The following is a 13523-nucleotide window of genomic DNA, read 5'->3' as shown; positions in this document are numbered from 1 at the left end:
TGAAAGAGGCTAGTCCCAGAGCAGCAGCGCCAGCAGGGCGAAGTGACCCGGGTACCAGGCCCGCCATAGCCAGCGGGGCAGGGGCCAGGGCAGGCGGGGCAGCCCGGCCCCGGCCATCGCCAGTGCCAGCGCCACGCCGGCCAGGGCGAAGAGGCTGGCCTGGAGTCCCGGGTTAAGCAGGGCGACCAACGCCAGGGCCGGCAGGTGTGCCCTCCACCGCCGTACCGGAGAGGCCGCTCGATAAGACAGCGCCAGCATTAGCGCCGGCACCAGCGCCAGGCCGGCATGGCCGAACTCCACCCAGAAACCGAGTGCCCACCAGAGGACCAGGGAGAGTGCCAGCCCCATCCAGGGTGATACCCCGTGGGCCCAGGGCGGCGTCTCCCACTCGGTCAAAGCGCCCCTGGCCCAGTGGGCCCAGGCCAGGCCCGCCGCCAGGGTAAAGCAGACATTGAGCAGGTAGGGGGCCTCGGGGCGCGGCATCAGCGAATAGGGCCACTGGGCCAGGATGCCGATCAACAGGATGCGCCGGGCATAGCGCAGCGGATCCCCGCTGGTGAAGGTGCCGTGCCAGGCCACCATGGCGGCGAACAGCGGAAAGGCCAGGCGTCCGAGGCTCTCCGGCCACCAGGCCAGGGCGCTTTCAGGCCCGAGCAGATGGCGCACCAGATGATCGAGGCTCATGGTCAGCAGGGCCAGCCACTGGGCCCAGGCGATCCAGCGGGAATCGACGTTGGTCATGGGGGCTCCCGAATTCAGGACCCCGACCATAGCGCCGGCCGGTGGCCTTGTCATCGGTGTGGTCATCGGCGCGGTCGTCGCTGCCGATTGGCGTTACTCGAGGGGATGGGTAGGCTAAGGCAAGGTACCGAACGGAGAAGGCGATGCGACGGGAAAAGGTGTCGGGGGCGGCGACATGATCGGCGGGGCGCCTGCCGCGCCATCCGCCGCGCTCTTGGTCCTGGGCGGCGTGCTCGCCATCAGCATCCTCGCCGATATCGTCGCCCGCCGTACCCGGCTGCCGCGGATCTCCCTGCTGGTGGTGGTGGGACTGGGCATGGCGGTGGTGCAGCAGCTGATACTGGGCATGCAACAGGCGCGCCCCTGGCTGGATGGTCTCGGCGAGCCGCTGATTCAGGTGGCCCTGGTGATGGTGGCCTTCCTATTGGGGGGCGAGCTGACTCGCGAGCGGTTACAGGGCATGGGGCGCCTGATCCTGCTGCTCTCGGTGACGGTGATGGGCATCGGTGCCCTGACGGTGGGGGCCGGGCTCTGGCTGCTGGGCTTTCCGTTGGTCACCGCCCTGGTACTGGCGGCCATTTCGGTGGCCACCGACCCGGCGGCGGTCAGCGAGACGATTCATGGCTGCGACGAGCGCCGGCCCCGCGCGCGGCTGCTGCTGGGCATCGTCGCCATCGACGATGCCTGGGGCATCCTGACCTTCGGCCTGGTGATGGCGCTGCTCGGCTGGATCCTCTCCGGGGATGGGCAATTGGCGCTGCTGGAGGCCGCCTGGGAGCTGGGCGGGGCCCTGCTGCTGGGGACCCTGATCGGCCTGCCGGCGGCCTGGCTGACCGGGCGCCTGGCGCCGGGGGAGCCCACCCAGGTGGAGGCCATCGCCATTATCCTGTTGATCGCCGGGCTCTCCCGCTGGCTGGGAGTCTCGCCCTTGCTGACCGCCATGCTGGTCGGCGCCCTGGTGGCCAACCTCTCCTTCCACCATACCCGCTCCTTCAACGAGATCGAGCATATCGAGTGGCCCTTCCTGGTGTTCTTCTTCGTGCTCTCGGGAGCCAGTATCGACCTGCGCCTGCTCGATGAGGCCCTGGGCCTGACCCTGGGCTACATCGGCCTGCGCGTGGCGGGGCGCTGGCTGGGGGGCGTGCTGGGCTGGCGCCTGGGGCGCCGCCGCCACCCCGACCTGCCGCGGGATATCGGTCTGGCACTGACGCCCCAGGCGGGGGTCGCCATGGGCATGGCACTGCTGGCCGCCGAACGCTTCCCCGACCAGGGGGCGGCGCTGCTCTCCGCGGTGGTCGCCTCCACCCTGGTCTTCGAGACGCTGGGGCCGCTGCTGGTGCGCTGGGTGCTCAGGCGCCCCTGAGTGCCGGTAACCCGGGTCGGGTTGCCGCCTTCGTTGGCGCCAGGGTTGAGCGCGAGGGGTGCCGATGGGCGCCCCGCCGGCCTAGGCTGAAGCGTCGCGAACCGCGGGAGAACCACCATGCGAAGCGGCTTCGGCTTCGACCTGCGCAGCCTGGAGATCTTCGTCGCCACCCTGGAGCGGGGCAGCCAGAGCGCCGCCGCCGAGAGTCTGGGACTCAAGCAATCCTCGGTCTCCCAGAGCCTGGCCAACCTGGAGGAGGCCCTGGGGGTCTGCCTGCTGGATCGTCGTTCCCGGCCCCTGGAGCCCACCACCGCCGGGCGTTTCCTCTACGACCGGGCGCGGCGCCTGCTGGAGGAGGCCCGCGGCACCCGCGGCGAGCTGATCTCCGGCAGCTTCGGCAAGCTGCACCAGGTGCGCCTGGCGCTGGTGGACTCCCTGGCCACCGCGGTGGGGCGGCCGCTGATCGCGGTGATCAAGCGCCATACCCGGGACTACACCCTGACCACCGGCCTCTCGCATATGCATGGCCATGCGCTGATGACGCGCCACGTGGATATCATCATCTCCGACGATCGCCTGGAGGACTATGACGGCCTGGAGCGCCATCCCATCCTCGCCGAGCCCTTCGTGCTGGTGTTGCCGGCGAGCTGGGACGGCCCGGCGGATAACCTGCGCTGGCTGGCCCGGCGCCTCGACTTCGTGCGCTATGCCCCCCAGTCGCTAATCGGCCAGGCCATCGAGCGTCACCTGCGCCTCAACCGCCTGGAGTTGCCGGCGCGGCTGCACCTGGACAACACCTTCGCGGTGCTGCGCCTGGTGGATGCCGGGGTGGGCTGGACCCTCACCACCCCCCTGTGCCTCCACCAGGCGGGCCTCTCCGGGCTACGGGTGGCGCCATTGCCTATTCCGGCGCTGCGTCGCCAACTGACCCTGGTGAGCCGGCGCGACGAGCTGGGCGGCCTGCCCAGCCAACTGGCCCGGGACGCCCGTCGCCTGCTGGAGGGGGACTTCCTGGCCGAGCTGCGGCGGCGGCATGCCTGGGTGGCCGAGGCGATCACCATCCCTCGCTAGGCTCTGCACGAAAACTGCCTGCACTTGCTCCTCGGCGGGGCAGTATCGATTTTTTCGATAGTCGTCGCGTCGGTAAAGCCGATGCTCTTTGCGGTCCGCGTATCTCCCGACCAAGACTGAGGCTCGATACGCTCGACTCCCGGGGAGCCCCGCGATCATGCCGACAACGATCCTTCGCTTCGTGCGCCTGGTAGACCGGCTCAACCATGGCGTCGGCCGGGTCACCATGTACCTGGTCTTCGCCATGATGGGGTTGCTGCTCTATGCCTCCTTCTCCCGCTCGGTGCTCAACAGCCCGCTGCTGTGGGGGGTGGAGATGTCCCAGTTCATGCTCACCGCCTACTACCTGCTGGGCGGCGCCTACGCCATGCAGGTGGGCGCCCATGTGCGCATGGACCTCTTCTACAGCCAGTGGTCGCCGCGTGCCCAGGCCCTGGTGGATGCCCTGACCATCCTCTTCCTGATCGTCTTCCTGGTGACCCTGCTGCTGGGCGGCATCTCCAGCACCCACTACTCCCTGCAGTACGGCCAGCGCAACTACTCCGCCTGGGCGCCGCCCTTGGCGCCGATCAAGCTGATCATGTGCCTGGGCATCGTGCTGATGCTGCTGCAGGCCGTCGCCACCTTCCTCAAGGACCTGGCCCGAGCCCTGGGCCGGGCCATCGACGAGGAGGATGCGGCATGAGCTACGAGATGATCGCCCTGACCATGTTCTCGGCGATGATGCTGTTGCTGCTCACCGGCCAGCGGGTGTTCGGGGTGATCGGCTTCGTGGGAGCCGCGGCGGCCTTGCTGCTGTGGGGCGACGGCGGGGTGGAGATGCCCTTCAACGCCAGCTTCGTGCTGATGAACTGGTACCCGCTGCTGACCCTGCCGCTGTTTATCTTCATGGGCTACATGCTCTCCGAGTCGGGCATCGCCGGCGACCTCTACGAGATGTTCCATGTCTGGATGGGCTCGCTGCGGGGCGGCCTGGCCATCGGCACCATCGGCCTGATGGTGGTGGTCTCGGCGATGAACGGCCTGAGCGTGGCGGGCATGGCCATCGGCGCCAGCATCGCCCTGCCCGAGCTGCTGCGCCGCGGCTACGACAAGATCATGGTCACCGGGGTGATCCAGGCCGGCAGCTCCCTGGGCATCCTGGTGCCGCCCAGCGTGGTGCTGGTGCTCTACGGCATGATCGCCCGCCAGCCGGTGGGCAAGCTGTGGCTGGCCGGGGCCATTCCCGGGCTGATCCTGGCCGCCCTCTTCGTGCTCTATATCGCCATCCGCTGCCGCCTCCAGCCCGAGCTGGGACCGGCGCTGCCCGCCGAGGAGCGCGACCTGGGGCTGGCCAAGAAGCTCAAGCTGCTGCGTGCCGGCATCCTGCCGCTGCTGATCTTCTTCTCGATGACCGGACTCTTCCTGATGGGGGTCACCAGCCTGGTGGAGAGCGCCGCCTATGGCGCCTTCGCCGCCACCCTGGCGGCGCTGGTCAAGGGCCGCCTGACCCGCCAGGTCATCGACGTCACGGTGCGTCGCACCCTGGCCATCAGCTGCATGTTCATGTGGATCATCCTCGCCGCGCTGTGCTTCGGGGCGGTGTTCGACGGCCTGGGGGCGGTGCGCGCCATCGAGAACGTCTTCCTCGATCGCCTGGGGCTGGGCCCCTGGGAGATCCTGCTGATGATGCAGCTCTCCTACCTGCTGATGGGCATGTTCCTCGACGACACCGCCATGCTGGTGATCGTGGCGCCCCTCTATGTGCCCCTAGTGATCAGCCTCGGCTTCGACCCGGTGTGGTACGGGGTGCTCTACACCATCACCGTGCAGATCGCCTACATGACTCCGCCGTTCGGCTACAACCTCTTCCTGATGCGTGCCATGGCCCCGCCGGAGGTCAGCCTCTCGGACATCTACCGCAGCGTCTGGCCCTTCGTGGCGATCATGGTCCTGGGCCTGGCGTTGATCACCGCCTTCCCGCAGCTGGCGCTCTGGCTGCCGGTGCTCTACTACGGCTGAGACGCCGAACATGCCCGCCAACGGGCAAGGAGGAACCCGCAGCGACGCGAGTCAGTGGTAACCACAACAACCCACGGGAGAAGCATCATGACCGATCGCAACAGGCGTAATTTTCTCAAGCAGGCCGGGGTGGCCACCGCCGCCACGGTGGGAGCGGCTACCGTCGGGGCACCCTATGTCCACGCCCAGTCGCGCAGCCCGATTCGCTGGCGCATGCAGACCTATGCCGGCCCGGCCCTGGCCGAGCATGTCATCAAGCCCTCCATCGATGCCTTCAACCGCGCCGCCAACGGCGAGATGGAGATCGAGCTCTACTACGCCGACCAACTGGTGCCCACCGGCGAGCTGTTCCGGGCCATGCAGCGCGGCACCATCGATGCGGTGCAGAGCGACGACGACTCCATCGCCGCCCCGGTGGACGTCTCGGTGTTCGGCGGCTATTTCCCCTTCGCCTCCCGCTACAGCCTCGACGTGCCGGTGCTCTTCGAGCACTACGGGCTGCGCGAGATCTGGGAGGAGGCCTACGGCGAGGTGGAGGGGGTGACCTGGCTGGGGGCCGGGGCCTGGGATCCCTGCAACTTCGTCACCCGGGAGCCGATCCGTAGCCTCGAGGACCTGCGCGGCAAGCGGGTCTTCACCTTCCCCACCGCCGGGCGCTTCCTGAGCCGCTTCGGGGTGGTGCCGGTGACCCTGCCCTGGGAGGACATCGAGGTGGCCATGCAGACCCGGGAGCTGGATGGCATCGCCTGGGCGGGGATCACCGAGGCCTACACCGTGGGCTGGGCGGACGTCAGCAGCTATTACCTCACCAATAACATCTCCGGGGCCTGGGCCGGTTCCTACTTCGCCAACAGCGAACGTTGGAACGAGGTACCGGAGCACCTCAAGACGCTGTTCAAGCTGTGCATGGACAGTTCCCACTACTATCGCCAGCACTGGTACTGGTGGGGCGAGGCCCACTACCGCACCACTGGCGGCAAGCTGGAGCTGACCTCGATTCCCGAGTCGGAGTGGCAGACCCTGGAGAACGAGGCCCTGGCCTTCTGGGACGAGATCGCCGCCCAGAGCGAGCGCAACGCCCGCCTGGTGGAGATCCTCAAGGCCTACCGGGAGACCATGCAGCAGGCGGGCCCTCCCTATCGCTATGCCTGAGTCCGGGCGCCGCGGCCGGGCCGCGGCGCCGATCGATCACCATCATCGGGAAGTGGCGCCATGAGTCGACTGGAACCGAGAGCGGTCAAGACGCCGGCGGATGCCCGGCGCATCGTCGAGGCGCGTGGCCTGAGCCACGTCAAGGTCGGGATGTTCGATATCGACGGGGTGATGCTCGGCAAGTACATGCACAAGGAGAAGTTCTTCCACGCCCTGGAATCGGGCTTCGCCTTCTGCGACGTGGTGCTGGGCTGGGACAGCAAGGACGAGCTCTACGACAACGTGAGCTTCACCGGCTGGCACACCGGCTACCCGGATGCGCCGCTACGGATCGTCCCGGAGAGCTGCCGGGGCGTGCCGGCGGAGGGCGAGATGCTGCTGTTCCTGGCCGAGTTCACCGGCCCCGCCGCCGAGCTCTGCCCGCGGGGGCTGCTGCGTCGGGTGCTGGAGCGGGCCCAGGCTATGGGCTTCGAGGCCTTCGGCTCCCTGGAGTACGAGTTCTTCCTCTTCCAGGAGACCCCGGAGTCGGTGCGCGAGAAGGGCTTTCGCCACCTCAGGCCCTTCACCCCGGACATGATGGGCTACTCCATGCTGCGCAGCTCGGTGCATAGCGAGCTCTACCACGAGCTGCTGGGGCTCGCCGAGGCCATGGACTTCCCCATCGAGGGGCTGCATACCGAGACCGGCCCCGGGGTGCTGGAGGCGGCGATCGCCGTGGATGGTGCCCTGGCCGCCGCCGACAAGGGCGCCCTGTTCAAGACCTTCACCAAGGTCTGGGCCCAGCGCCGCGGCCTGATGGCCACCTTCATGGCCAAGTGGTCGCCGGACTACCCGGGCCAGAGCGGGCATATCCACCTGTCGCTGCGCCACGCCGACGGCGGCGCCTCGGCGTTCTTCGATGCCGACGCCCCCCACGGGATGAGCGCCATCCAGCGCCACTTCGTGGCCGGCCAGCAGGCGCTGATGCCGGAATTCCTGGCCATGTTCGCCCCCACCATCAACAGCTATACCCGGCTGATTCCCGGCTTTTGGGCCCCCACCGACGCCACCTGGGGCGTGGAGAACCGCACCACGGCGCTGCGGGTGATTCCCGGCGGCGACAAGTCCCAGCGGGTGGAGTACCGGCTGGGCAGCGCCGATGCCAACCCCTACCTGGCGCTCGCGGCGGCCATCGCTGCCGGCCTGTACGGCATCGAGCAGGGTCTGGAGCCGGACGAGGCGGTGCGCGGCAATGCCTACGAGCTCGAGCATCCCGCCCATCAGGCCCTGCCGCGCACCCTGTGGGAGGCGGCCCAGCGCCTCAAGGCCTCGGCGCCGGCCCGGGCGCTGTTCGGCGACGCCTTCGTCGAGCACTTCGCGGCGACCCGGGAGTGGGAGGAGCGGCAGTTCCGCCGCCATATCACCGATTGGGAGCTGGATCGCTACTTCGAAATTATCTAGGCGCCCTGGCATGGACGCGACTTCCCCAGCCATGGGGATCGCGAAGACGCTGTGAATCCATCCCTGGACGCTCGACTTTTTCATCCCTGAAAAAGACGCTTCGCTCTACCCCATGGCTGGCGTCGCTTGGAGCCGAGGTTGGTTATGCCCATACAACAGACGATTTCCCCGGTGGATGGCTCGGTCTATGTGCGGCGCGAGCTGGCCGAGGGGGCCCGGGTCGAGGCGGCCCTCGACCGGGCGGTGGCCGCCCAGCGCGACTGGCGGGCCCTGAGCCTCGCCGAGCGCGGCCGCTACTGCGCCGCCATGGTGGATGCTATGGTGGCGCGCCGCGATCTCCTGGCCGAGGAGCTGACCTGGCAGATGGGCCGCCCCATCGCCGTGGCCGGCGGCGAGATCGGCGGCTTCGAGGAGCGCGCCCGGACCATGATCGCCCTGGCCGAGTCGGCCCTGGCGCCCATCCGGCTGCCCGACAAGCCCGGCTTCACCCGCTATATCACCCGCGAGCCCCTGGGGGTGTCGCTGATCATCGCGCCCTGGAACTTCCCCTTTATGACCGCGGTGAACGCCTTGGTGCCGGCGCTGATGGCGGGCAATACGGTGATCCTCAAGCACTCCGCCCAGACGCCACTGTGCGCCGAGCGCCTGCAGCAGGCCTTCGATGAGGCCGGCCTGCCCGAGGGGGTCTTCCAGCACCTGCACCTGGCCCATGCCACCACCGAGGCGCTGATCCGCGATGCGCGTATCGCCCAGGTGGCCTTTACCGGCTCGGTGGCCGGCGGCGCCATGGTCGAGCGCAACGCCGCCGGGCGCTTTATCGCCACCGGCCTGGAGCTGGGCGGCAAGGATCCCGCCTACCTGCGCGGCGACGTGGACCTGGACAGCGCCGTGCCCCGGGTGATGGACGGCGCCTTCTTCAACTCGGGGCAGAGCTGCTGCGGCATCGAACGCCTCTATGTGCAGCGCCAGCGCCTCGATGACTTCCTGGAGCGGGCCCTGGCCTGGCTCGGCCAGTTGCGGCTCGGCAACCCCACCGACCCCGCCACCACCCTGGGCCCCCTGGTGCGGCCCGCGGCGGCGGACTTCGTGCGCGGCCAGGTGGAGGAGGCGGTGGCCCAGGGCGCCCGGGCCTGGATCGACCCCGGCGCCTATCCGCTGTCGCGGCCGGGCAGCGCCTACCTGGCGCCCCAGTTGCTCACCGGGGTCGATCACTCGATGCGGGTGATGCACGAGGAAAGCTTCGGCCCGGTGGTGGGGGTGATGGCGGTGGAGGACGACGAGGAGGCGATCCGGCTGATGAACGACAGTGACTTCGGCCTCACCGCGGCGCTCTTCACCCGCGACCTGGAGGCCGCCGCGGCGCTCGGGGCGCGGCTGGAGGCGGGCACGGTGTTCGCCAACCGCTGCGACTACCTGGACCCGGAGCTGGCCTGGACCGGGGTCAAGCGCTCGGGGCGCGGCTGCAGCCTCTCCCGGGTCGGCTACGAGACCCTGACCCGACCCAAGTCCTTCCATCTGAAACACGCCTGACGCCCTAAGCTCGAAGGGGAATACGGGAGAAGCGAGGTCGCTATGAGCCAAGACGAGATGAGTCGCCTGACCACTAACTGGAACTATCCGGCGCGGATCCTCACCGGCGTCGGACGCATCCGCGAGCTGCCCCAGGCCTGCCGGGACCTGGGCATGGCGGCACCGCTGCTGATCACCGACCCGGGCCTGGAGCAGCTGCCCATGGTCCACGACGCCTTGGCCGCCTGCCGTGGCGCCGGCCTGGGCGTCGCCCTCTTCAGCGCCATCAAGGGCAACCCCACCGGCAAGAATGTGTTGGACGGGGTGGCCGCCTTCCGCGACGGAGGCCACGACGGGGTGATCGCCTTCGGCGGCGGCTCGGCCCTGGACGCCGCCAAGGCGGTGGCGCTGATGGCGGGGCAGCGGGAGGGGCTGTCACTATGGTCCCTGGAGGACGTGGGCGACAACTGGCGCCAGGCAGACGCCGCGGCCATCGCCCCGGTGGTGGCGATTCCCACCACCGCGGGCACCGGCTCCGAGGTGGGCCGCGCCTCGGTGATCACCGACGAGCAGGCCCATGTGAAGCGCATCATCTTCCACCCCGGCATGGTGCCGGCCACGGTGATCCTCGACCCCGAACTCACCATCGGCCTGCCGCCGTCGATCACCGCCGCCACCGGCATGGACGCCCTGTCCCACTGCCTGGAGGCCTGGTGTTCCCCCAACTACCACCCCATGGCGGAGGGCATCGCCGTGGAGGGCATGCGCCGCATCCGCGACCACCTGCTCCACGCCCATGCCGATGGCGGTGACCTGGAGGCGCGGATGAACATGCTGGTGGCCTCGATGATGGGAGCCACCGCCTTCCAGCGTGGCCTGGGGGCCATGCATGCCCTGGCCCACCCCCTGGGGGCCCTCTACGATGCCCACCATGGCACCCTCAATGCGGTGCTGATGCCCTATGTGCTGCGCGCCAACGAGCGGGCCATCGGCGAGCCCATGGTGCGCCTGGGGCGCTACCTGGATCTGCGCCAGCCGGGCACGGCGGCGGTGATCGACTGGGTGCTGGAGCTGCGCGAGCGGCTGAAGATTCCGCCCACCCTGGCGGCCCTGGGCATCGATGCTCGTCAGGCCGACAAGGTGGCCCAGATGGCGGTGGCGGACCCCTCCGCGGCCAGCAACCCCATCGCCCACGATGCCGAGGCCTATCGGGCCATCATGGTGGCGGCGCTGGAGGGCTCCCTCTAGCCGCCGATGGCCTCGCCCCGGAACGAGAAGGAGGGCAGGATGGTGTTACGTATTGGCCTGCTGCAATGCGATGACGTGGCGCCGGAGCTGCGCGCCACCCATGGCAACTACCCGGCGATGTTCGAGGCACTGCTCACGGGCGTCGATCCCGACCTGGAGTTCTGCGTCTGGCGCTGCCTGGACGGTGAGATTCCCGACGAGGTCGAGGCGGTGGATGCCTGGCTGACCACCGGCTCCAAGTTCGGCGTCAACGATGGCCTGGCCTGGGTCGACGACCTGGCGGCCTTCGTGCGCGAGCTATGGCGAGCCGGCAAGCCCCTGGTGGGGATCTGCTTCGGCCACCAGCTGATCGCCAAGGCCCTGGGTGGCGAGGTGGAGCAGAGCGCCAAGGGCTGGGGCGTCGGGGTCTCCTTCAATCGCCTGGACGAACGGGCCGAGTGGATGACGCCCTGGCAGCCGGAGCTGAACCTGGTGGTCAGCCACCAGGACCAGGTGGTGCGCCTGCCCCCCGAGAGCCGGGTGCTGGGGGGCAGCGACTTCTGCCCCTGCTACCTGATGCAGGTCGGCGAGCACTTCCTCGGCGTGCAGGGGCACCCGGAGTTCGCCAAGCCCTACTCCCGGGACCTGATGGCCCTGCGCCGCGAGCTGGTGGGCGAGGCGCGGATCCACGAGGGCCAGGCCTCCCTCGATGCCCCGGTACACGATGCCCTGATGGCCCGCTGGATCCTCAACTTTATGCGCCGGGGGATGGCGCGGCGCGGCGCAGCAGCTTGAGGCCGTTGGCCACCACCAGCAGGCTGGCGCCCATATCGGCGAAGACCGCCATCCACAGGGTGGCGTGGCCGCTGAAGGCGAGTCCCAGGAAGAGCACCTTGATGGCGATGGCGAAGGCGATGTTCTGAATCAGCACCCGCCGGGTGGCTCGGGAGAGGGCGACGAAGCGCGGCAGCTTGCGCGGGTCGTCGTCCATCAGCGCCACGTCGGCGGTCTCGATGGCGGCGTCGCTGCCGGCACCGCCCATGGCGAAGCCGATATCGGCCCGGGCCAGGGCCGGGGCGTCGTTGATGCCGTCGCCGACCATGCCGATGCTGGCCTGGTTCGCCTTCTCTTCGATCAGGCGCAGCTTGTCCTCGGGGAGCAGCTCCCCCCGGGCCTCGTCGATGCCGGCCTCGGCGGCGATGGCGGCCACGCTATGGCGGTTGTCGCCGGAGAGCATCAGGGTCTGGATGCCCAGGCGGTGCAGCTCGGCGATCGCTTCGTGGCTGCCGGCCTTGAGGGGATCGCTGACGGCGAACAGCGCCAGGGGGCGGTCGTCCTCGCCGAGGATCAGCGGGCTCTGCCCCCGGGCTTCCAGGGGCGCCAGGCGCGCCTCCAGGAGGTCTGCCGCCACGCCATGCGCTACCGCCAGGCGGCGATTGCCCAGCCACAGCCGGCGCTCACCGAGGCTCGCCTCCACGCCCAGGCCGGGACGCTCGACGACGCCGTGCGGGGTCTCGGCCAGGGCGTCGGAACGCGCGGCGGATGGCTCCTCGGATAGCGCCGCCGCCAGGGCCCGGGAGACCGGGTGATTGGAACGCCCGGCCAGGGCCCATGCCAACCTCGCCGGCGACTCGCGCCTGTCGGTCGAGTCCCAGGCCTCCCAGTGATGTAGGCGAGGCTTGCCCTCGGTGAGGGTGCCGGTCTTGTCGAAGGCCAGCCAGGCGAGGCGATGGCCCTGCTCCAGGAAGTGGCCGCCCTTGATCAGGATGCCGGAACGGGCCGCCGCGGCCAGGCCGCTGACGATGGTCACCGGGGTGGAGATCACCAGGGCGCAGGGGCAGGCGATCACCAGCAGCACCAGGGCCCGGTAGATGCCTTCCAGCCAGGCGCCGCCGAACAGCGGCCAGGCCAGGGCGGTGGCGATGGCCAGGGCGAACACCAGGGGCGTATAGATGGCGGCGAAGCGGTCCACCAGCCGCTGGGTGGGCGCGCGGCTGGCCTGGGCCTCTTCCACCGCATGGATGATCCGCGCCAGGGTGGTGTCGTCGGCCCGCCGGGTGGTGCGGTAGTCGAACTCGCCTTGCTGGTTGATGGTGCCGGCGAAGACGGCATCCCCCGGGCCCTTGTCCCTGGGCAAGCCCTCGCCGGTGATGGGCGACTCGTCCAGGGCGCTCCGGCCGCTGAGGATCTCGCCGTCCAGAGGCACCCGCTCGCCGGGACGCACCCGTACCCGGCTGCCGATGATCACCATCTCGGCGGCCACCTCCTGCCAGTCGCCGTCGTCCTGATGTACCCGGGCCGTGGCCGGGGCCAGGTCGAGCAGACCGCGGATGGCGTCCCGGGCGCGACCCAGGGAGCGCGCCTCGATGCGCTCGGCCAGGGTGAAGAGCACCAGCACCATGGCGGCCTCCGCCCATTGGCCGATCAGCAGGGCCCCGGTCACCGCCACGCTCATCAGCGCATGGATATTCAGGCTACGGTGGCGCAGGGCGATCCAGCCCTTCTTCCAGGTGGCGAGCCCGGCCAGGCCGATGGCGGCCAGGGCCAGCAGGGGCGGGGCCCAGCCAAGGGTCGGGACGAACCAGTGCAGCAGCTCCGCGGCCAGCGCCAGGGCGGCGGCCAGGGCCAGCCGGCCCCAGCCCTCGGCGGGTGGCGTGGGCGGTGCCTCGGCGGTCGCATCGTTCAGCGGCTCGGCGCTCATGCCGGTGGTGGCGATCCGCGCCTGGATCGCGGCCTCATCGGCGCCGTCGTGGGCCACGGTCAGTACCCGGCGGATGAGGTCGAAGCGCAGCGCCAGGATGCCCGGTTCATCGGCCAGGGCGCGGCGCAGCAGCGCCTCCTCGGTGGGGCAGTCCATGGCGGCGATATGCAGACGCAGGGTGCGGGCATCGTCGGGTAGTGGCGTCTCGGTGGCGTCGGTGCGCGGCTGGCCGCCGCAGCAGGAGGTGGTCATCCGTGTGACTCCTTGGTGAGCTTGGGGTAGGCTCGAAGTACACACCCTGTAGCCACTACAGGGTCA

11 protein-coding genes are annotated in these 13523 nt (G+C 69.7%); 9 read left to right on the top strand and 2 right to left on the bottom strand.

Annotation, left to right across the window (positions count from 1 at the left end; genetic code table 11):
* Positions 1-9: 9 nt before the first annotated feature.
* Positions 10-741: a TraX family protein gene (locus tag HPA02_RS00140; RefSeq protein ID WP_146800642.1), complete on the bottom strand. Its 732-nt coding sequence runs from the start codon at positions 739-741 to the stop codon at positions 10-12.
* 175 nt (positions 742-916) lie between these two features.
* On the opposite strand from HPA02_RS00140, the gene HPA02_RS00135 reads away from it, so the two are divergent.
* The 9 genes from HPA02_RS00135 to HPA02_RS00095 all read left to right on the top strand — a co-directional run bounded on the left by HPA02_RS00135 (position 917) and on the right by HPA02_RS00095 (position 11299).
* Positions 917-2104, top strand: a complete 1188-nt coding sequence (locus HPA02_RS00135; protein WP_146800640.1) for a cation:proton antiporter — start codon at positions 917-919, stop codon at positions 2102-2104.
* 117 nt (positions 2105-2221) lie between these two features.
* Complete coding sequence (locus tag HPA02_RS00130; protein ID WP_146800638.1) at positions 2222-3175, top strand: LysR family transcriptional regulator; 954 nt, start codon at positions 2222-2224, stop codon at positions 3173-3175.
* A 157-nt stretch (positions 3176-3332) separates the two neighbouring features.
* Complete coding sequence (locus tag HPA02_RS00125; RefSeq protein ID WP_146800636.1) at positions 3333-3860, top strand: TRAP transporter small permease subunit; 528 nt, start codon at positions 3333-3335, stop codon at positions 3858-3860.
* On the top strand, positions 3857-5176 hold the full coding sequence (locus tag HPA02_RS00120; protein ID WP_146800634.1) for a TRAP transporter large permease: 1320 nt from the start codon (positions 3857-3859) through the stop codon (positions 5174-5176). Before HPA02_RS00125 ends, HPA02_RS00120 begins: the two co-directional genes overlap by 4 nt.
* An 87-nt stretch (positions 5177-5263) precedes the next feature.
* The gene (locus tag HPA02_RS00115) at positions 5264-6328 is read left to right on the top strand and encodes a TRAP transporter substrate-binding protein (protein WP_146800632.1); all 1065 of its coding nucleotides are present in this window, start codon (positions 5264-5266) and stop codon (positions 6326-6328) included.
* A gap of 60 nt (positions 6329-6388) precedes the next feature.
* Positions 6389-7768, top strand: coding sequence for a glutamine synthetase family protein (locus HPA02_RS00110; RefSeq protein ID WP_146800630.1), 1380 nt, complete (start codon positions 6389-6391; stop codon positions 7766-7768).
* Between the two features lie 144 nt (positions 7769-7912).
* On the top strand, positions 7913-9298 hold the full coding sequence (locus HPA02_RS00105) for an aldehyde dehydrogenase family protein (RefSeq protein ID WP_146800628.1): 1386 nt from the start codon (positions 7913-7915) through the stop codon (positions 9296-9298).
* Positions 9299-9340: 42 nt separating this feature from the next.
* Positions 9341-10525 (top strand): iron-containing alcohol dehydrogenase, encoded by a 1185-nt coding sequence (locus tag HPA02_RS00100; protein WP_244945825.1) that lies wholly within the window; start codon positions 9341-9343, stop codon positions 10523-10525.
* A 39-nt stretch (positions 10526-10564) separates the two neighbouring features.
* Positions 10565-11299, top strand: coding sequence for a glutamine amidotransferase-related protein (locus HPA02_RS00095; RefSeq protein WP_146800626.1), 735 nt, complete (start codon positions 10565-10567; stop codon positions 11297-11299).
* On the opposite strand, the gene HPA02_RS00090 is transcribed toward HPA02_RS00095, so the two are convergent.
* Positions 11259-13457: a heavy metal translocating P-type ATPase gene (locus tag HPA02_RS00090; protein WP_146800624.1), complete on the bottom strand. Its 2199-nt coding sequence runs from the start codon at positions 13455-13457 to the stop codon at positions 11259-11261. The genes HPA02_RS00095 and HPA02_RS00090 overlap by 41 nt on opposite strands.
* Positions 13458-13523: the final 66 nt, after the last annotated feature.

Source organism: Bisbaumannia pacifica (assembly GCF_007989625.1).
Classification (GTDB): domain Bacteria; phylum Pseudomonadota; class Gammaproteobacteria; order Pseudomonadales; family Halomonadaceae; genus Bisbaumannia; species Bisbaumannia pacifica.
Note: the sequence above shows the minus strand (reverse complement) of the source record. Positions and strands in the feature narration are given on the sequence as shown.